The organism is Streptomyces sp. NPDC058295, assembly GCF_042880655.1.
Taxonomy (GTDB): Bacteria; Actinomycetota; Actinomycetes; order Streptomycetales; family Streptomycetaceae; genus Streptomyces; species Streptomyces coriariae.
Window position 1 is genome coordinate 61,076 of sequence record NZ_JBHVYO010000033.1, and the last position, 17,006, is coordinate 78,081.

Sequence of the window (17,006 nt, forward strand, 5' to 3'; positions counted from 1 at the left end):
CACGAGCGTCGTCCGACGCTCGTGACCGGCACACCTACCGCTCCGACCCCTGCCGCTTCGCCCCTCCTACCGCTTCGCCCCTCCTACCGCTTCGCCCCTCCTACCGCTTCACCGACTACTGCTTCGCCCTGCGGCGGCCGATCACCCCGGCCGCCACCAGTGCCACCGCCGCCGCGCCCACGATCACCACCGGCCGCGGATGCCGGAGGGCGAACCGCACGGGTACGCGGACCGGACCGGGCGCCGAGCGCTCCGCGGTGCGACCCGCGCGGGCCGCGTTGTCCCTGAGGTCGTGACGGGCGTGCAGCGCGTGGTCCTGGGCGCTGCGGCCGATGCGGGCGGCGGCGTCCTGAGCGGCATGCCGCGCACGACCCGCTCGCCCCTGGGCCGCATGGCCCGTCCTTGCCTGCGCCGCGTGCCCCGCGCGGCCCGCCTGTTCCTGAACGGCGTGCCCCGCACGTCCGGCGTGTTCCTGAACGGCGTGCCCCGCACGTCCCGCGTGTTCCTGAACGGCGTGCCCCGCTCGCCCGGCCCGTTCCTGCAGGTGATAGCTCGCCTGGGACGCCGTGCTGCGCAGTTGTACGCTCATCGCGCCGGCGCGGTCCATGAAGTCGGCGGCGCGGGTACGGGTGCGGCCGCGGACGTCCGCCCTGGCCGCCAGCTGCTCGACCGTGGCCCCGAGCCGGTGCCGGGTCCGCTCGATCTGCCGACGCAGGTCGGCCGTTGTCCTGTCCGTCATCGGTGTGCCCTTTCCCTGATCTCCTCGACGTCGGCCCGGACGCTGCCGAGGGTCTCCTCGGGGGTGGGCGGTGCGGCCCGGCGCAGTTGGCCACGGCCGACCGCGGCCAGCACGCCGGCGATCACGAAGAGCACCGCCGTCACGATGAGCGCGGCCGCCCAGAGGGGCAGCGTCAGCGAGAGGGCGGCGATGCCCGTGCCCGCGAGCGCCAGCAGCCCGGCGTACGCGAACGCGCCCGCGGCGCCGAGCAGACCTCCGCCGCGCCCGGCACGCCGTCCCTTCTCGGCGAACTCGTGTTTGGCGAGGGCCAGTTCCTGCCGTACGAGCCGGGAGAGCTGTTCGGTGGCCCGGCCGACGAGTTCGCCGACGGTGTGCCCGTCACTGTGGTGTCCGTTGCTGAGGTGTGTATTGCTGTGCTGTGTGTTGCTGCGGCGTCCGTTACGGACGGGCCGGATCTCCGTGGTCCCGGTCACGGCGTTCCGCCTCCTCTCGGTTCCGGAGCATCCGGGTACCCCGGCCGGCCCCCCGCTACCCCACGGCGACCCCTCGACGGCGAAACATCCGTACAGGAACCCTTACCGGTATCCCGTAGAAAAATTAAGTAGAGCTTCACCTTGGTGGCCCCGAGACTACCCGTATGACGACAGCTCGCCCCACACCCCCGAGTCCGACCCCCACTCCGCCCCTCGCCCCGGCCCTCACTCCGTCCCCGGCCCCGCGTCCCGCGGCATTCGGCCGGGCGCTCTGCGCGATGGTCACGCCGTTCACCGGCACCGGCGCACTGGATCTCGACGGTGCGCGGCTGCTCGCCGACCGGCTGGTGTCCGCCGGCTGCGACGGACTGGTGCTGTCCGGTACGACGGGCGAGTCGCCGACCACGTCGGACACCGAGAAGGCGGAACTGGTGGCCGCAGTACGGGAGGCGGTGGGCGACCGGGCGTCGATCGTGGCCGGGGTGGGCACCGCCGACACCCGCCACACCCTCGAACTCGCCCGGGCCGCCGAGAAGGCGGGAGCGGACGGGGTGCTCGTCGTCAGCCCGTACTACAGCAGGCCTCCGCAGGAGGCCCTGGAGGCGCACTTCCGGGAGGTCGCGGACGCCTCCGGGCTGCCGGTGATGCTGTACGACATCCCCGGCCGCACGGGCACCCGGATCGAGCCGGACACCATGCTCCGGCTCGCCGAGCACCCCCGGATCGTCGCGGTCAAGGACTGTTCCTACGACTTCCTCGGCGCCCAGAAGGTGCTCTCCCGCACCGAGTTGGCGTACTACGCGGGCTGCGAGGAGCACCACCTCGCGCTGTACGCGGTGGGCGGGGCCGGCTACGTCAGCACGGTCGCGAACGTGGTGCCGGACCGACTCCGTTCCGTCCTGGACGCGTTCGACGCGGGCGAGACCTCGCAGGCCGCGAGACTCCAGCAACAGGCCATGGAACTGGTGGAGTCGATGATGGCCTCGGGCCTGCCCGGAACCGTCACCGCCAAGGGACTCCTGGGCGACCTGGGCCTGCCGGCCGGCCCGGTCCGGGCACCGCTGCGGCCCGCCGACCGCCGGACGATCGACGGACTGCGCGCGGCCTACGAACGGCTCGTGACCCACCCGGCTGCCTGAACACCGGCCGAGGACCGGCCGGCGGCCCGCGAAAATCGGCGTCCGGCGTCCGGGGGTGTCGACGTACGGTGAGTGCATGAGTCGGCCGCTGCTGTACCTCGACGTCGACGGTCCCCTCAACCCGTACGCCGCCGAGCCCACGAAGCGACCGGCGGGCTATACGACCATCAGGGCGTCCGTGGGCCGTGAGCGACCGCTGCGGGTCTGGCTGCACCCGGGGCACGGCGCCGCGCTGCTCCGTCTTCCCTACGACCTGTGCTGGGCGACGACCTGGATGGCTCAGGCCAACCGCTGGATCGCGCCGGTGGTGGGACTGCCCGAGCTACCGTACGTCGACTTCGGCGAGGCGCTCTTCGCCCACCGGGCCGACGGGGTCCACTGGAAGACGGAGGCGATCGTCGCCCACGCGGCGGGCCGCCCCTTCGCCTGGGTGGACGACGAACAGTCCCCCGCCGACACGGCCTACGTCACCGCCCACCACCCGGCACCGGCTCTCCTGCACCACGTGAACCCCCGACTCGGCCTACGCGAGGAGGACTTCACCACCCTGACCGAATTCGCGGCAGCACTGCCGGCATGAGGGAGCCCCCTTCCGGTCCAGGACATGATTCCGGGCCCGGGGGTGCCAGCTCTGAAGGGAAAGGTTGCATCCCCGGCCTGTCCGGGGGCCGGGACGAGAGAGCCGCCCTGGCCTCGTAACGGACCGGCACGCCTCACCGACCTCTGCGATCTCGCCGAAGCTCAACGAGCCTTCTTCAACGCCCCGTGCCGCGACGCCGAACGCCGCTTCCACAACCACGCCATGGACCTGCTCGAAAAGGCCGCCGCCGTCGAGGACGACGTCTGACGGCACCAGCGGGTGAGCGCCCTCCCGGTCCGCCCTGGGGCCGTGAAGGGCGCTCAACGATGACCAACGCCGACAACCGCCGACAGCTCGGCAGCGGTTCAGAGCGGTGATCGAGTGGACGGCCGAACGTCACGGCCGCCGTGCCTCAGTTGTGGCTGTGCAGGATTTCGTTCAGGCCGCCCCATACCGCGTTGTTCGGGCGGGCCTCGACCGCGCCGGTGACCGAGTTGCGGCGGAAGAGGATGTTCGAGGCGCCGGAGAGGTCGCGGGCCTTGACGATCTGGCCGTCGGGCATGGTGACCCGGGTGCCCGCGGTGACGTACAGGCCGGCCTCGACCACGCACTCGTCGCCGAGGGCGATGCCGACGCCCGCCTCGGCGCCGATGAGGCAGCGCTCGCCGATGGCGATGATCACGTTGCCGCCGCCGGACAGCGTGCCCATCGTGGAGGCGCCGCCGCCGATGTCCGAGCCGTCACCGACGATGACGCCCGCGGAGATGCGGCCCTCGACCATCGAGGTGCCGAGGGTGCCCGCGTTGAAGTTGACGAAGCCCTCGTGCATGACCGTGGTGCCCTCGGCGAGGTGGGCGCCGAGGCGGACCCGGTCGGCGTCGGCGATCCGGACGCCCTTCGGTGCGACGTAGTCCGTCATGCGCGGGAACTTGTCGATGGACGTGACCTGGAGGTGCAGGCCCTGCGCGCGAGCGTTCAGGCGGACCTTCTCCACGTCGTCCACGGCGACGGGGCCGAGCGAGGTCCAGGCGACGTTCGCGAGGTGGCCGAACATGCCGTCCAGGCTCTGCCCGTGCGGCTTCACGAGCCGGTGGGAGAGCAGGTGCAGGCGCAGGTAGACATCGTGCGCGTCGAGCGGCTTGTCGTCGAGCGAGGCGATGACCGTGCGGACCGCGACCACCTCGACGCCCCGGCGGGCGTCCGGACCGACGGCCTTCGCCGCACCCTCGCCGAGCAGCTCCACGGCCTTCTCGGCGGACAGGCGCTCGGTGCCGGACGGGCCGGGCTCGGCGACGAGCGCGGGCGCGGGGAACCAGGTGTCGAGAACAGTGCCGTCGGCGGCGATCGTGGCGAGGCCGGCGGCCGCGGCGCCGGTGGTGCGGGGAACAGTCGTGTCGGTCATGAGGGCAACCTAACCGGCGGGGGGCCGCAGAGGCCAACCCGCACAGCGGTGTCTCAGGACGCGGGCCGCGCGCCCCCGCCGACCTGGTGAGTTTCTCTTGGGAACCAACTGTGTCAGCATGGCCGTCAGACGACGGGAGGAGGCCCATGGCCCGCAGGACGAGCCTGGAGGATTCCGGCTGCGCCATCGCGCAGGCACTGGACGTCGTCGGGGACTGGTGGACCCTGCTGATCGTCCGCGACACCGCGCGCGGAGTGCACCGCTTCGACGAGCTCCAGCGTGAACTCGGCCTGTCCCGGAAGGTGTTGACCGAGCGGCTGCGGCTTCTCGTCGAGGCCGAGGTGCTCGCGCGGGTGCCGTACCAGGAGCGCCCGGTGCGCCACGAGTACCGCCTCACCCCGCGCGGCCGGGCCCTGCTGCCCGTCCTGGTCGCCCTCCAGGACTGGGGCGACGCCTGGGTCCTGGGTGACGGCGGCACCACGGCCACGGCCGAGCAGGCGTCCGCGGAGGCCCGGCGCGTGCACGCGCTGACGGGCACCCGGCTGCCCGCGCTCCGGCTGGTCGACGACCAGGGCTCGCCGCGCGATCCGGTCTCCGACGACGCGTCCCACACCGTTCTCTACTGCTTCCCCGGCGCCTACGCCCGCCCCGACGCCTACCCACCGGGCTGGGCGGAGATCCCGGGCACCCCGGGCTGCACGCTGGAGTCCCGCACCTACCGCGACCGGCTCGCCGGGTTCCGTGCGGCGGGCGCGGCGGTGCACGGGGTGTCCACCCAACGCCCGGACGAGCAGCGCGCGTTCGCGCAGGAGGAGCGGCTGGGCTTTCCCCTGCTGTCCGATGCCGAGTTGACGTTGATCACCGCGCTGCGGCTGCCGACGTTCCGGGCGGCGGGGGCGAGCCGGCTGAAACGGCTGACCCTCGTCGTGGACCGGGAGCGGGTCGTCCGGCATGTGCAGTATCCGGTGACGGACGTGGCGGGGAGCGTCGAGGAGGCGCTCGGTGTCGTCCGGCGCCTGGGCGAGGACGCCCACCCGGAGCGGAACCAGGAGTAGCGGTGGGGTTCCGGGGGGGGGAGGCGGGGATGGGCCGGCTCAGCACGCACGGGGATGAGCCGGGTCAGCGCACGGGGATGAGCCGGGTCAGCGCTTCCCGCGCGTACTCCTCGTCGTAGGGCGCGTCCGTCAGCAGCACCTGGAGACAGATCCCGTCCATCAGCGCGACCAACGCGCGTGCGGTGAGGGGGTCGACGTGCCCGGCGAGGAGGGTGGCGAGGTCCTCGGCCCACTCGGCGGCGACGGGGCGCAGCGCGGGCCGTCGCAGGGCGGCCAGGTACAGCTCGTACTCCAGCTCGACGCCGGTACGCTCGCCGGCCAGCCATTCGCCGAGCAGTCCGGCCAGTTCGGCGGGCAGGTCGAGGCGGGTGTCCGTCAGCCCGCCGTGCGCCGCGATCGCCTTGGCGAAGCCCTCGTTGGCCTGCCGCAGGGCGGCGATCATCAGTTCGTCGAGGGTGGCGAAGTGGTAGGTGGTGGAACCGAGGGGCACGTCCGCCTCGGCGGCGGCCGAGCGGTGGCTCAGTCCGGCCAGTCCCTTCGCCCCGACGACCCGGATCGCCGCGTCGATGATCCGCTGCCGCCGCTCGGGGTCGTGGCGCCGGGGCATCAGTGCGCACCTCCCAGGTTCAGTACGACCACTCCCCCGACGATCAGCAGGATGCCGACGGTCTTGGTGGGCGTCAGGGACTCCCCGAACAGGGCCAGTCCTATGACGGCGATGACCGCGGTACCGACCCCGGCCCAGATCGCGTACGCCGTGCCGATGCCGACGGTCTTGAGGGTCTGCGCGAGGAGCAGGAAGGAGACGACATAGCCGGCGGCCGTCAGCAGCGAGGGCCAGAGCCTGCTGAAGCCTTCGCTGTACTTCATGGCCGTCGTCGCGGCCACCTCGGCGGCGATGGCGCCGGCGAGCGTCAGATATCCCATGCGTACAAGCGTACACAACGATGCGTACGACCGTACACATCGATGCGCACCCGGCTCCCGCCCGACTCTCCGATGCCCCTTCCCCCCGCCACCTCCACCCTCGCCTCCAGCCCCGCCTCCAGCCCAAGTCGTCCCAAGTCGGCGCGAAGCCGGAAGTGTTGTCGATGTGGAGTCGAAAGCGTTATGGAAAGCGCTCACCCAAACGGCTGAACCTGAGCCGCAGGTTCCACTACTGTTTCACCGTTCACACACCGGGTCATCGCAGCCGCGGCCGCCGTCAGGGAACGCCGCTGGAGGAACAGCGCATGCCAGACAACAAGTCCCGGCCCTCTCAGGAACAGCCCTGGGAGAACGGCTGGGCCCCGGACACCTCCCGGGCACCCGGAACACGGCGCCTCTGGCTGGCCGGCGGTCTCGCCGTGGCCACCATCGTGGCGTGCGTGACCGCAATCGCCTTGAACGACAAGCCTGTTGACGACAAGTCGGAGGCCCGTCAGGGACAGACGCTGTCGGACGAGGAGACGGAGGGCGGCCTGATCTCCTTCGCGACCCCCTCCGCGAGCGGGTCGCCGACACCGACGGGGAAGAAGAGCACGACCGCGTCCGCGTCGCCGAAGACCTCCTCCTCCCCCGAGGCGCAGGGCAGTTCGACGCCACACGCCCCGGCCGCGCCGTCCGCGTCGTCGACGACGAAGCCGTCCGCCCCCGAGCCGGCCGCCACCCGGCGCTCGGTCCGCTCGGTCAACTACCCGGACCGCTACTGGCATGTGAGCGGCGGTCTGGTGAAACTCGATCGGGTCGGCGGCTCGGAGTCCCGTGCGGACTCCACCTTCACCGTGGTGAAGGGCCTGGCCGACAGCTCCTGCTCCACCTTCGTCACGGCGGACGGCACCTACCTGCGACACCGCGACTTCGTCCTGCGCGCCGAGCGCAACGACGGCTCGGCCCTCTTCAAGCAGGACGCCACCTTCTGTGCCGTCCCCTCCTCCTACGCCTCCGGCGTGGTCATGCTGGAGTCGGTGAACTACCCCGGCCGTTTCCTGCGCCACAAGAACTTCGCACTGCGCCTGGAAGCGTACGGCTACGGCTCCAACTACCGCGAGGACTTCTCGTTCAACCTGGTGGAGGGCCTGGCCTGAGCACATACGAAAGCGGCGGCACCCGGTGGGTGCCGCCGCTTTCGTATGCCGGGGAAGATCTCAGGCGGGATCCCCGACGGATCTCAGACGTTGAACCCGAGCGCGCGCAGCTGCTCGCGGCCGTCGTCCGTGATCTTGTCCGGGCCCCACGGCGGCATCCAGACCCAGTTGATGCGCAGCTCGTTGACCAGGCCGTCCGTGGCGGACTTCGCCTGGTCCTCGATCACGTCCGTCAGCGGGCAGGCCGCCGAGGTCAGGGTCATGTCGATCGTCGCGATGTTCGCGTCGTCGATGTGGATGCCGTAGATCAGTCCGAGGTTGACGACGTCGATGCCCAGTTCGGGGTCGACGACGTCGTACAGCGCCTCGCGGACTTCCTCTTCGGAGGCCGGCTTCATCTCAAGGGTCTCGCTCATGCCGTCTTCCTTTCGGCGTCGGCTCCGCCCAGGGCTTGGGCCGTCGCGTCCTTCCACGCCATCCAGCTGAGGAGGGCGCACTTGACCCGGGCCGGGTACTTGGAGACACCGGCGAACGCGACCGCGTCCTCCAGCACCTCCTCCATCGCGTCGTCGGGCTCGATCCTGCCCTTGGACTGCATCAGCTCCAGGAAGGTCTCCTGGATCTTCTGCGCCTCCGCCAGATCCTTGCCGACCAGCAGGTCGTTCAGGACGGACGCGCTTGCCTGGCTGATGGAGCAGCCCTGGCCCTCGTAGCTGACGTCCTCGATCCTCGTGCCGTCGTACTTCACACGGAGGGTGATCTCGTCGCCGCAGGTCGGGTTCACATGGTGCACCTCGGCGTCGCCGTCGCGCAGCCCACGCCCGTGCGGGTGCTTGTAGTGATCCAGGATGACTTCCTGGTACATCGAGTCCAGCTTCACGGTCTCAGCTCACGCCCCTCAGCCGAAGAAGTTCCGTACATGCTCCAGACCGTCGACCAGAGCGTCGATCTCGGCCGGCGTGGAGTACAGATAGAACGACGCTCGCGTGGTCGCGGGAATTCCGTAGCGCAGGCAGACGGGCCGGGCGCAGTGGTGACCCACCCGGACCGCGATGCCCTGCTCGTCCAGCACCTGGCCCACGTCGTGCGGGTGGATGTCGCCGAGCGTGAAGGAGATCGCCGCGCCCCGGTCCTCGGCCGTCGCCGGGCCGATGATCCGCAGGTCGGGGACCTCGGTCAGACGACGCACCGCGTACTCGGTGATCGCGTGCTCATGGGCGAGGATCTTGTCCATGCCGATCGCGGACAGGTAGTCGATGGCCGCGCCCAGACCGACCGCCTGCGCGATCGGCGGGGTGCCCGCCTCGAACTTGTGGGGTGCCGGGGCGTACGTCGACGAGTGCATCGACACCGTCTCGATCATCTCGCCGCCGCCGAGGAACGGGGGGAGGTCCTCGAGCAGCTCCTGGCGGCCCCAGAGGACGCCGATGCCGGTCGGGCCGCACATCTTGTGGCCGGTGAAGGCGACGAAGTCGGCCTGGAGGGCCTGCACGTCCATCGGCATGTGCGGCGCGGCCTGCGAGGCGTCGATCAGGACCAGGGCCCCGACCTCCTGCGCACGGCGCACTATCGCCTCGACCGGGTTCACGGTGCCGAGGATGTTCGACACCAGCACGAAGGAGACGATCTTCGTCTTCTCGGTGATGATCTCGTCGATGTTGGAGAGGTCGAGCCGGCCGTCGTCGGTCAGGCCGAACCACTTCAGCTTCGCGCCGGTGCGCTGCGACAGCAGCTGCCACGGGACGATGTTGGAGTGGTGCTCCATCTCGGTGATGACGATCTCGGTCTCGTGGTCCACGCGGTAGGGCTCGTCGGCCCAGCCCAGCATGTTCGCCACGAGGTTGAGCGACTCGGAGGCGTTCTTGGTGAAGATCACCTCGTCGCGGCTCGGCGCGTTGATGAACGCGGCGACCTTGTCGCGCGCGCCCTCGTACAGCGCCGTGGCCTCCTCGGCGAGCACATGCACACCGCGGTGGACGTTGGCGTTGTAGCGCTCGTAGTACTCGTTCAGGGCGTCCAGCACCTGGCGCGGCTTCTGCGAGGTCGCCGCGTTGTCCAGGTACACGAGCTTCCTGCCGTCGTGGACCTGCCGGTCCAGGATGGGGAAGTCCTTGCGGATCGCCTCGGTGTCGAGGAGGCCCGGCAGCTGCGTCACGCGGATACGCCACCCTTCGTGTATGCCTCGTAGCCCTCGTTCTCCAGCTTGTCGGCGAGCTCGGCACCGCCGGACTCGACGATGCGGCCGGCCGAGAAGACGTGGACGAAGTCGGGCTTGATGTAGCGCAGGATGCGCGTGTAGTGCGTGATCAGCAGGGTGCCGACCTCGCCGGTCTCGCGGACTCGGTTGACGCCCTCGGAGACGATACGAAGGGCGTCGACGTCCAGACCGGAGTCCGTCTCGTCGAGGATCGCGACCTTCGGCCGGAGCAGCTCCAGCTGGAGGATCTCGTGGCGCTTCTTCTCACCGCCGGAGAAGCCCTCGTTGACGTTGCGCTCGGCGAAGGAGGTGTCCATGTGGAGACGCTCCATGGCCTCCTTGACCTCCTTCACCCAGGTGCGCAGCTTGGGGGCCTCGCCGCGGATGGCGGTGGCGGAGGTGCGCAGGAAGTTCGACACGGAGACGCCGGGGACCTCGACCGGGTACTGCATGGCGAGGAACAGGCCCGCGCGGGCGCGCTCGTCGACGGACATCTCCAGGACGTCCTCGCCGTCGAGCAGCACGGTGCCGCCCGTGATCGTGTACTTCGGGTGGCCCGCGAGCGAGTAGGCGAGGGTCGACTTGCCGGAGCCGTTCGGGCCCATGATGGCGTGCGTCTCGCCCTGCTTCACGGTGAGGTCGACGCCCTTGAGGATCTCCTTCGTGGCGTTGTCGGCCTCGACGGTGACGTGCAGGTCTCGGATTTCAAGCGTTGCCATGGGTGCCTCAGGACTCCTGGGTGAGGGAGACGAGCACGTCGTCCCCTTCGATCTTTACGGGGTATACGGGGACGGGGCGCGTCGCGGGAAGGCCGGACGGCTTGCCGGTGCGGAGGTCGAAGCTGGAGCCGTGCAGCCAGCACTCGATCTGACAGTCCTCCACCTCGCCCTCGGAGAGCGAGACGTTCGCGTGGGAGCAGATGTCGTGGATGGCGAACACCTCCCCCTCGGTACGGACGACCGAGACCGGCGTGCCGTCGAGTTCCACCCGCGTCGGGGTGTCCTCTTCCAGCTCGCTCAGCCCGCAGGCCCGAATGAATCGAGCACGGTCGTAGGCCATCAGACGGTGGCCTCCAGCTCGGTCTCGATCCTGGCGAGCAGGCGCTCCTCGATGTCGTCGACACCGATCTGCTGGACCAGCTCGGCGAAGAAGCCGCGGACCACCAGGCGACGGGCCTCGTCGGCCGGGATGCCGCGGGCCATCAGGTAGAAGAGCTGCTCGTCGTCGAAACGGCCGGTGGCGGAGGCGTGTCCGGCACCGACGATCTCGCCGGTCTCGATCTCCAGGTTCGGCACCGAGTCGACCCGCGCGCCGTCCGTGAGGACCAGGTTGCGGTTCATCTCGTAGGTGTCCGTGCCCTCGGCCTTGGCCTCGATGAGCACGTCGCCGATCCACACGGCGTGCGCGCCCTCGCCCTGGAGCGCGCCCTTGTAGACGACGTTGGACTTGCAGTGCGGGACGTTGTGGTCGACCAGGAGGCGGTGCTCCTGGTGCTGACCGGCGTCCGTGAAGTACAGACCGAACAGCTCGGCCTCGGCGCCGGGGCCGGCGTACGCCACGCGCGGGTGGAGGCGGACGAGGTCGCCGCCGAAGGTCACCACGACCGACTTGAAGGTCGCGTCGCGGCCGACGAGGGCGTTGTGCTGGGCCACGTGCACGGCCTTGTCGTCCCAGTCCTGGACGGAGACGACGGTCAGCTTCGCGCCGTCCCCGAGGACGTAGTCGACGTTGGCGGCGAGCACCGCGTCACCGGTGTGGTCGATGACGACGACGGCCTCGGCGAAGGCGCCCAGCTCGATGACCTGGTGGCCGTAGGAGACCCCGCCCTCGCCGTGCACCGCGATGCGGATCGGCTCGGTGAGCACCGTCTCCTTGGGGACGGTGACCACGCCGGCCTTCTCGAACGCGGAGTACGCCTGGGCGGCGACCCGGTCCACCGGGGTGCCCGCCTTCCCGAGGCGCGGGTCGTCGCGGTCCACGAGTTCGACGGTGACGCCCTCGGGCGCCTCGACGGCGACCTTCACGCCCTCGCCGGTCGCGACGGCGGTGCCGTCGTGCAGCCCGCGCAGCCGCTCCAGCGGCGTGAACCGCCACTCCTCCTCGCGACCGTGCGGGACCGGGAAGTCCGCCACGTCGAAGGAGGCGGGCGCGCTCATGCGCGTGGCGACGGTCGACTCGGCGGCCACCGCGATCTGGCCCGCGGTGGTGGAGCCCACGGGGATGTTCTGAGCCTCAGCCATGGCTGTCGGTCTGCTCGCTTTCTTGCGTGAGTGGCTACGGGGACGGCGGTCGCTTAACCGACCGCGCCCTCCATCTGGAGCTCGATCAGCCGGTTGAGCTCGAGGGCGTACTCCATGGGCAGTTCCTTCGCGATGGGCTCGACGAAGCCGCGCACGATCATCGCCATCGCCTCGAACTCGGTCATGCCCCGGCTCATCAGGTAGAAGAGCTGGTCGTCGCTGACCTTGGAGACGGTGGCCTCGTGGCCCATGGACACGTCGTCCTCGCGGACGTCCACGTAGGGGTACGTGTCGGAGCGGGAGATGGTGTCGACGAGCAGCGCGTCGCACAGCACGTTGGACTTGGAGCCGTGGGCGCCCTCGCCGATCTCGACGAGACCGCGGTAGGACGTCCGGCCGCCGCCGCGCGCCACGGACTTCGACACGATGTTGGACGAGGTGTTCGGCGCCATGTGGACCATCTTGGAGCCGGCGTCCTGGTGCTGGCCCTCGCCCGCGAAGGCGATGGAGAGGGTCTCGCCCTTGGCGTGCTCGCCCATCAGGTAGACGGCCGGGTACTTCATCGTCACCTTGGAGCCGATGTTGCCGTCGATCCACTCCATGGTCGCGCCCTCGTACGCCACGGCGCGCTTGGTGACCAGGTTGTAGACGTTGTTCGACCAGTTCTGGATGGTCGTGTAACGGCAGCGGGCGTTCTTCTTGACGATGATCTCGACCACGGCGCTGTGCAGCGAGTCCGACTTGTAGATCGGGGCCGTACAACCCTCGACGTAGTGCACGTAGGCGCCCTCGTCGACGATGATCAGGGTCCGCTCGAACTGGCCCATGTTCTCCGTGTTGATACGGAAGTAGGCCTGGAGCGGGATCTCCACGTGCACGCCCTTCGGCACGTAGATGAAGGATCCGCCGGACCACACCGCGGTGTTCAGCGACGCGAACTTGTTGTCGCCGACCGGGATGACGGTGCCGAAGTACTCCTTGAAGAGCTCCGGGTGCTCCTTGAGCGCGGTGTCGGTGTCGAGGAAGATGACGCCCTGCTCCTCCAGGTCCTCACGGATCTGGTGGTAGACGACCTCGGACTCGTACTGGGCCGCGACACCGGCGACGAGGCGCTGCTTCTCCGCCTCGGGGATGCCGAGCCTGTCGTACGTGTTCTTGATGTCCTCGGGCAGGTCCTCCCAGGACTCCGCCTGCTTCTCCGTGGAGCGCACGAAGTACTTGATGTTGTCGAAGTCGATGCCCGAGAGGTCCGAGCCCCAGTTGGGCATGGGCTTCTTGCCGAAGAGCCTGAGGCCCTTGAGGCGCAGCTTCGTCATCCACTCGGGCTCGGACTTCTTGGCCGAGATGTCCCGGACGACGTCCTCGTTGATACCGCGCTTCGCAGAGGCGCCGGCCGTGTCGGAGTCGGCCCAGCCGTATTCGTACTTACCCAGGCCCTCGAGTTCGGGGTGGGCAGTCTCCGTGGGGAGAGTCATGCGGGGTTCCTCCCGGCCGTGCTTGCAGATGCGTTGGGGGTGGCTGTGGAAACTCTGGGGATGAACGTCGTGCAGACGCCGTCGCCGTGCGCGATGGTCGCCAGTCGCTGGACGTGCGTCCCGAGCAGCTGGGAGAAGATCTCTGTCTCCGCCTCGCAGAGCTGCGGGAACTTCTCGGCGACATGGGCGACGGGGCAGTGGTGCTGGCACAGCTGCTCGCCGACCGGTGCGCTGCGCGCCGTAGCAGCGTACCCGTCCGCGCTCAGGGCCTTGGCCAGGGCTTCGGTCCGCTCTTCGGGAGCGGCCGCCTCGATCGCCGCGCGGTACCCGGCGGCCTGTTCGGCGATCCGCGCGCGGGCGAAGGCGACGACGGCCTCGTCCCCGCCGAAGCGCTCCTGGATCCAGCTCAGGGCGTCGGCGGCGAGCTTGTCGTAGGACTGGTCGAAGGCGTCACGGCCGCAGTCGGTCAGGGCGAAGGCCTTGGCGGGGCGCCCGCGCGTCCGTGTTCCGTACACCCGCTGCTCGCGGGCTGCCACGACGTCGTCGGCGACCAGCGCGTCGAGGTGGCGGCGTACGGCGGCCTGGGTGAGGCCCAGCCGGCCGGCCAGCTCTGCGACGGTCGACGGCCCGTGGTCCAGGATGGACCGCGCGACCCGGTTGCGCGTCGAGCGCTCACCGGTCGCGATCTCCTCCTGGGGGGTCCCCGTGGGGGTCTCCCGAGCCTCGCCGACGTATTTCACAACGCCATTGTTGCGTAATTCCTCAGACACAGGCAAGCCGCGTCCGGATCGGCGGACGGTGCCCTGCGTCACTTAGGTAAACCTAATCTGACCTGCGGAAACGATCTTTGATCGATCAACCGAGGGCGATGCTGCGATAAAACCACTGGTCTCCGCGGCCCCCTTCCAGGACACTGCCGGACCATGCCCACACCCCCTCCCACCGGCCCACTTGTCACCCGTGACACCCTCGCCGCGGAGCTTCGCGCGCTGGGTGTCGAACCCGGAGAAATCCTCCTCGTGCACTCCTCGCTCAGTTCGCTCGGCTGGGTGTGCGGAGGCGCCGTCGCGGTCGTCAGGGGACTGCTCGACGCGATCGGCCCGGACGGCACTCTCGTGGTCCCCACCCAGTCCGGCGACCTCTCCGACCCGGCCCTGTGGAGCAATCCGCCGGTCCCCGCGCAGTGGTGGGAGCGGATCCGGGCGACCATGCCCGCCTACGACCCCCTGATCACTCCCGCACTGGGCGTGGGCGTGATCCCGGAGACGGTCCGCACCTGGCCCGGCGCCCTGCGCAGCGCCCACCCGCAGACCTCGTTCGCGGCGCTCGGGGCCAGGGCCGCGGAGCTGGTCGAGGGGCATGCTCCCGACTGCCGGCTCGGCGAGCACAGCCCGCTGGCCCGGCTGGAGAAGGCGGGGGCACGGGTCCTGCTGCTCGGCGCCGGCTACGCCACCTGCACCAGCTTCCACCTGGCCGAGTACCGGATCCCGGCCCCGCTCGTCGGGGTGGGCCGGCCGGGGCCCGGCGGGACGTGGGAGGTCGTGACCGAGGTGTCGATCGACTCCGATCGCTTCGACGAGCTGGGCCACGACTTCGAACGCGACCGTGACGTGGTACGGGGCACCGTCGGGGCGGCCGACGTGCGGCTGTTTCCGGTCGCGGACGCGGTGGCCTACGCGCAGCGGTGGCTGCCGCTGCACCGCTCCCGCGAGGAGGAACTCTGAGGCGGCCCGCCCTCCGCCGGCCCCCGCCGCCGAAGCGTCCGGCCGGTTCCCGCACCCCCCGGTCCGAGCCCCCACCCGCGAACCTAGACTCTTGAGCCATGCGAAGTGAGCCTGTCGTCCGGGTCGAGGCCCTGGTGAAGCGGTACGGGACGAAGACCGCGGTGAACGGCCTCGACCTGACGGCCCGGGCGGGCGTCACCGCCGTCCTCGGACCCAACGGCGCCGGCAAGACGACCACCGTCGAGACCTGCGAGGGATACCGCAGGCCGGACGAGGGCACGGTGCGCGTCCTCGGCCTCGATCCGCAGAGACAGGCCGCCGACCTGCGCCCCCGGATAGGCGTGATGCTCCAGTCGGGAGGCGTGTACTCCGGCGCCCGGGCCGACGAGATGCTCCGGCACGTGGCCGGGCTGCACGCCCACCCCCTGGACGTCGACGCCCTCGTCGAGCGCCTCGGCCTCGGCTCCTGCGGCCGGACGACCTACCGCCGTCTCTCCGGCGGCCAGCAGCAGCGGCTCGCGCTGGCGATGGCCGTCGTCGGCCGCCCGGAGCTGGTGTTCCTGGACGAGCCGACGGCCGGCCTCGACCCGCAGGCCCGCCGCGCCACCTGGGAACTCGTCCGGGACCTGCGAGCGGACGGCGTCTCCGTCATCCTGACCACCCACTACATGGACGAGGCCGAGCAGCTCGCCGACGACGTCGCGATCATCGACGCGGGCCGGGTCATCGCCCAGGGTTCCCCCGAGGAGCTGTGCCGCGGCGGCGCCGAGAACACCCTGCGCTTCACCGGCCGCCCCGGCCTCGACGTGACCTCCCTGCTCAAGGCCCTGCCCGCCGACAGCTCGGCCGACGAGCTGACCCCCGGCTCCTACCGGGTGATGGGCAAGGTCGACCCGCAGCTGCTGGCGACGGTCACCTCGTGGTGCGCGCAGCACGGCGTGATGCCGGACCGGATCTCGGTCGAACGGCACACCCTGGAGGACGTCTTCCTCGAACTGACCGGCAAGGAGCTGCGCTGATGATCCCGGCTCGCACACGGACCTGCTGGGGGTCCGGGGGTCGCCCCCCGGGAGGACACAGTCTCGAACTGACCGGCAAGGAGCTGCGCTGATGACCGCCACGGGTACCTACACCCCCCGGCCCGGCGCGGCTCCGCTGCCCCGCATGATCGCGGCCCAGGCGGTGCTGGAGACGAAGATGCTCCTGCGCAACGGCGAGCAGCTGCTGCTCACCGTCGTGATTCCCACCCTGCTGCTGGTGCTGTTCAGCACCGTGGACATCGTCGACACCGGCGCGGGCGAGGCGGTGGACTTCCTCACGCCCGGCATCCTCGCGCTCGCCGTGGTGTCGACGGCCTTCACCGGCCAGGCCATCGCGACCGGCTTCGAACGCCGCTACGGGGTACTGAAGCGGCTCGCCGCCTCTCCCCTCCCCCGCTGGGGCCTGATGGCGGCGAAGACGCTGTCGGTGCTGGTCACGGAGGTCCTCCAGGTGATCCTTCTGACGGCGATCGCCTTCGCCCTCGGCTGGAACCCGCACGGCAACCCGGCGGCCGTCCTGCTCCTCCTGATCCTGGGCACGGCCGCCTTCTCGGGCCTCGGCCTGCTGATGGCGGGCACCTTCAAGGCGGAGGCGACGCTGGCCGCGGCCAACCTGGTCTTCCTGCTGCTGCTGGTGGGCGGCGGGGTGATCGTCCCGCTCGACAAGTTCCCGCCCGGTGCCCAGGACGTGCTCGGTCTGCTGCCCGTCTCGGCCCTCTCGGACGGGCTGCGGGACGTGCTCCGGCACGGCGCGGGCATGCCCTGGGGCGACCTGGGGATCCTGGCGGTGTGGGCGGTCGTGGGACTCGCGGCGGCCGGCCGGTTCTTCCGCTGGGAGTAGCCGGCCGCGCGGACCCGGGGGGACCCTCGTGAACG

Annotated in this window: 21 protein-coding genes; 8 read left to right on the forward strand and 13 right to left on the reverse strand. The window is 70.5% G+C overall.

The features are described from left to right. Nucleotides 1–115 precede the first annotated feature (115 nt). Both ACFVYS_RS30060 and ACFVYS_RS30065 read right to left on the reverse strand, forming a co-directional pair. Complete coding sequence (locus ACFVYS_RS30060; protein ID WP_389507087.1) at nucleotides 116–739, reverse strand: DUF3618 domain-containing protein; 624 nt, start codon at nucleotides 737–739, stop codon at nucleotides 116–118. Beyond that, entirely contained in the window at nucleotides 736–1,212 is a 477-nt protein-coding gene (locus ACFVYS_RS30065; protein WP_389507089.1) for a phage holin family protein, read from the reverse strand. The genes ACFVYS_RS30060 and ACFVYS_RS30065 overlap by 4 nt, the downstream gene beginning before the upstream one ends. A 164-nt stretch (nucleotides 1,213–1,376) precedes the next feature. On the opposite strand from ACFVYS_RS30065, the gene dapA reads away from it, so the two are divergent. The 3 genes from dapA (at nucleotide 1,377) to ACFVYS_RS30080 (ending at nucleotide 3,198) form a co-directional block, all read left to right on the forward strand. Beyond that, nucleotides 1,377–2,351 carry a 4-hydroxy-tetrahydrodipicolinate synthase gene (dapA, locus tag ACFVYS_RS30070; protein WP_389507091.1) on the forward strand — a complete coding sequence of 325 codons (975 nt, stop codon included), beginning with the start codon at nucleotides 1,377–1,379 and terminating at the stop codon, nucleotides 2,349–2,351. Between the two features lie 76 nt (nucleotides 2,352–2,427). Continuing rightward, a complete protein-coding gene (locus ACFVYS_RS30075; protein WP_389507093.1) occupies nucleotides 2,428–2,931 on the forward strand; it encodes a hypothetical protein in 504 nt (167 codons plus the stop codon). 42 nt (nucleotides 2,932–2,973) lie between these two features. After that, a complete protein-coding gene (locus tag ACFVYS_RS30080) occupies nucleotides 2,974–3,198 on the forward strand; it encodes a hypothetical protein (RefSeq protein ID WP_389507095.1) in 225 nt (74 codons plus the stop codon). Between the two features lie 145 nt (nucleotides 3,199–3,343). Here the strand turns inward: ACFVYS_RS30080 and dapD are convergent, their stop codons facing one another. After that, nucleotides 3,344–4,333, reverse strand: coding sequence for a 2,3,4,5-tetrahydropyridine-2,6-dicarboxylate N-succinyltransferase (dapD, locus tag ACFVYS_RS30085; RefSeq protein ID WP_389507097.1), 990 nt, complete (start codon nucleotides 4,331–4,333; stop codon nucleotides 3,344–3,346). A 146-nt stretch (nucleotides 4,334–4,479) separates the two neighbouring features. Here dapD and ACFVYS_RS30090 point away from each other — a divergent pair, with 146 nt between their 5' ends. After that, nucleotides 4,480–5,388, forward strand: a complete 909-nt coding sequence (locus ACFVYS_RS30090) for a winged helix-turn-helix transcriptional regulator (RefSeq protein ID WP_389507099.1) — start codon at nucleotides 4,480–4,482, stop codon at nucleotides 5,386–5,388. Between the two features lie 64 nt (nucleotides 5,389–5,452). Here ACFVYS_RS30090 and ACFVYS_RS30095 read toward each other — a convergent pair whose 3' ends face one another. Both ACFVYS_RS30095 and ACFVYS_RS30100 read right to left on the reverse strand, forming a co-directional pair. Then, a complete protein-coding gene (locus ACFVYS_RS30095; protein WP_389507101.1) occupies nucleotides 5,453–5,995 on the reverse strand; it encodes a TetR/AcrR family transcriptional regulator in 543 nt (180 codons plus the stop codon). Next, a complete protein-coding gene (locus ACFVYS_RS30100; RefSeq protein ID WP_389507103.1) occupies nucleotides 5,995–6,315 on the reverse strand; it encodes a DMT family transporter in 321 nt (106 codons plus the stop codon). Before ACFVYS_RS30100 ends, ACFVYS_RS30095 begins: the two co-directional genes overlap by 1 nt. 305 nt (nucleotides 6,316–6,620) lie before the next feature. Here ACFVYS_RS30100 and ACFVYS_RS30105 point away from each other — a divergent pair, with 305 nt between their 5' ends. Next, nucleotides 6,621–7,454: an AbfB domain-containing protein gene (locus tag ACFVYS_RS30105; protein WP_389507105.1), complete on the forward strand. Its 834-nt coding sequence runs from the start codon at nucleotides 6,621–6,623 to the stop codon at nucleotides 7,452–7,454. Between the two features lie 83 nt (nucleotides 7,455–7,537). On the opposite strand, the gene ACFVYS_RS30110 is transcribed toward ACFVYS_RS30105, so the two are convergent. From ACFVYS_RS30110 to ACFVYS_RS30145, 8 genes are read right to left on the reverse strand one after another with little or no spacing between them, the layout of a single operon-like run. Next, nucleotides 7,538–7,870 carry a metal-sulfur cluster assembly factor gene (locus ACFVYS_RS30110; RefSeq protein ID WP_020130530.1) on the reverse strand — a complete coding sequence of 111 codons (333 nt, stop codon included), beginning with the start codon at nucleotides 7,868–7,870 and terminating at the stop codon, nucleotides 7,538–7,540. Continuing rightward, nucleotides 7,867–8,334 (reverse strand): Fe-S cluster assembly sulfur transfer protein SufU, encoded by a 468-nt coding sequence (sufU, locus tag ACFVYS_RS30115; RefSeq protein WP_020130531.1) that lies wholly within the window; start codon nucleotides 8,332–8,334, stop codon nucleotides 7,867–7,869. Before sufU ends, ACFVYS_RS30110 begins: the two co-directional genes overlap by 4 nt. Before the next feature lie 18 nt (nucleotides 8,335–8,352). Then, nucleotides 8,353–9,609 (reverse strand): cysteine desulfurase, encoded by a 1,257-nt coding sequence (locus ACFVYS_RS30120; protein ID WP_020130532.1) that lies wholly within the window; start codon nucleotides 9,607–9,609, stop codon nucleotides 8,353–8,355. Next, nucleotides 9,606–10,370 (reverse strand): Fe-S cluster assembly ATPase SufC, encoded by a 765-nt coding sequence (gene sufC, locus ACFVYS_RS30125; protein ID WP_020130533.1) that lies wholly within the window; start codon nucleotides 10,368–10,370, stop codon nucleotides 9,606–9,608. The genes ACFVYS_RS30120 and sufC overlap by 4 nt, the downstream gene beginning before the upstream one ends. Before the next feature lie 7 nt (nucleotides 10,371–10,377). Further along, nucleotides 10,378–10,710: a non-heme iron oxygenase ferredoxin subunit gene (locus tag ACFVYS_RS30130; RefSeq protein ID WP_314222399.1), complete on the reverse strand. Its 333-nt coding sequence runs from the start codon at nucleotides 10,708–10,710 to the stop codon at nucleotides 10,378–10,380. Next, complete coding sequence (sufD, locus tag ACFVYS_RS30135; RefSeq protein WP_171396561.1) at nucleotides 10,710–11,891, reverse strand: Fe-S cluster assembly protein SufD; 1,182 nt, start codon at nucleotides 11,889–11,891, stop codon at nucleotides 10,710–10,712. Before sufD ends, ACFVYS_RS30130 begins: the two co-directional genes overlap by 1 nt. A 53-nt stretch (nucleotides 11,892–11,944) precedes the next feature. Next, nucleotides 11,945–13,366, reverse strand: coding sequence for a Fe-S cluster assembly protein SufB (sufB, locus tag ACFVYS_RS30140; RefSeq protein WP_351764464.1), 1,422 nt, complete (start codon nucleotides 13,364–13,366; stop codon nucleotides 11,945–11,947). Continuing rightward, nucleotides 13,363–14,106: a helix-turn-helix transcriptional regulator gene (locus tag ACFVYS_RS30145; protein ID WP_389507109.1), complete on the reverse strand. Its 744-nt coding sequence runs from the start codon at nucleotides 14,104–14,106 to the stop codon at nucleotides 13,363–13,365. The genes sufB and ACFVYS_RS30145 overlap by 4 nt, the downstream gene beginning before the upstream one ends. 183 nt (nucleotides 14,107–14,289) lie before the next feature. Here ACFVYS_RS30145 and ACFVYS_RS30150 point away from each other — a divergent pair, with 183 nt between their 5' ends. The 3 genes from ACFVYS_RS30150 to ACFVYS_RS30160 all read left to right on the forward strand — a co-directional run bounded on the left by ACFVYS_RS30150 (nucleotide 14,290) and on the right by ACFVYS_RS30160 (nucleotide 16,971). Beyond that, nucleotides 14,290–15,090, forward strand: coding sequence for an aminoglycoside N(3)-acetyltransferase (locus ACFVYS_RS30150; RefSeq protein ID WP_389507111.1), 801 nt, complete (start codon nucleotides 14,290–14,292; stop codon nucleotides 15,088–15,090). A 98-nt stretch (nucleotides 15,091–15,188) separates the two neighbouring features. Continuing rightward, nucleotides 15,189–16,109 carry an ABC transporter ATP-binding protein gene (locus tag ACFVYS_RS30155; RefSeq protein ID WP_389507112.1) on the forward strand — a complete coding sequence of 307 codons (921 nt, stop codon included), beginning with the start codon at nucleotides 15,189–15,191 and terminating at the stop codon, nucleotides 16,107–16,109. Nucleotides 16,110–16,200: 91 nt separating this feature from the next. Next, the gene (locus ACFVYS_RS30160) at nucleotides 16,201–16,971 is read left to right on the forward strand and encodes an ABC transporter permease (RefSeq protein ID WP_389507114.1); all 771 of its coding nucleotides are present in this window, start codon (nucleotides 16,201–16,203) and stop codon (nucleotides 16,969–16,971) included. Nucleotides 16,972–17,006 lie beyond the last annotated feature (35 nt).

What these genes read in the sequence shown, in the direction of transcription:
- ACFVYS_RS30060 (WP_389507087.1), bottom strand. Translation starts at nt 739, where the DNA reads ATGACGGACAGGACAACGGCCGACCTGCGTCGGCAGATCGAGCGGACC.
- dapA (WP_389507091.1), top strand. Translation starts at nt 1,377, where the DNA reads ATGACGACAGCTCGCCCCACACCCCCGAGTCCGACCCCCACTCCGCCC.
- ACFVYS_RS30075 (WP_389507093.1), top strand. Translation starts at nt 2,428, where the DNA reads ATGAGTCGGCCGCTGCTGTACCTCGACGTCGACGGTCCCCTCAACCCG.
- dapD (WP_389507097.1), bottom strand. Translation starts at nt 4,333, where the DNA reads ATGACCGACACGACTGTTCCCCGCACCACCGGCGCCGCGGCCGCCGGC.
- ACFVYS_RS30090 (WP_389507099.1), top strand. Translation starts at nt 4,480, where the DNA reads ATGGCCCGCAGGACGAGCCTGGAGGATTCCGGCTGCGCCATCGCGCAG.
- ACFVYS_RS30095 (WP_389507101.1), bottom strand. Translation starts at nt 5,995, where the DNA reads ATGCCCCGGCGCCACGACCCCGAGCGGCGGCAGCGGATCATCGACGCG.
- ACFVYS_RS30100 (WP_389507103.1), bottom strand. Translation starts at nt 6,315, where the DNA reads ATGGGATATCTGACGCTCGCCGGCGCCATCGCCGCCGAGGTGGCCGCG.
- ACFVYS_RS30105 (WP_389507105.1), top strand. Translation starts at nt 6,621, where the DNA reads ATGCCAGACAACAAGTCCCGGCCCTCTCAGGAACAGCCCTGGGAGAAC.
- ACFVYS_RS30110 (WP_020130530.1), bottom strand. Translation starts at nt 7,870, where the DNA reads ATGAGCGAGACCCTTGAGATGAAGCCGGCCTCCGAAGAGGAAGTCCGC.
- sufC (WP_020130533.1), bottom strand. Translation starts at nt 10,370, where the DNA reads ATGGCAACGCTTGAAATCCGAGACCTGCACGTCACCGTCGAGGCCGAC.
- ACFVYS_RS30130 (WP_314222399.1), bottom strand. Translation starts at nt 10,710, where the DNA reads ATGGCCTACGACCGTGCTCGATTCATTCGGGCCTGCGGGCTGAGCGAG.
- sufD (WP_171396561.1), bottom strand. Translation starts at nt 11,891, where the DNA reads ATGGCTGAGGCTCAGAACATCCCCGTGGGCTCCACCACCGCGGGCCAG.
- sufB (WP_351764464.1), bottom strand. Translation starts at nt 13,366, where the DNA reads ATGACTCTCCCCACGGAGACTGCCCACCCCGAACTCGAGGGCCTGGGT.
- ACFVYS_RS30150 (WP_389507111.1), top strand. Translation starts at nt 14,290, where the DNA reads ATGCCCACACCCCCTCCCACCGGCCCACTTGTCACCCGTGACACCCTC.
- ACFVYS_RS30155 (WP_389507112.1), top strand. Translation starts at nt 15,189, where the DNA reads ATGCGAAGTGAGCCTGTCGTCCGGGTCGAGGCCCTGGTGAAGCGGTAC.
- ACFVYS_RS30160 (WP_389507114.1), top strand. Translation starts at nt 16,201, where the DNA reads ATGACCGCCACGGGTACCTACACCCCCCGGCCCGGCGCGGCTCCGCTG.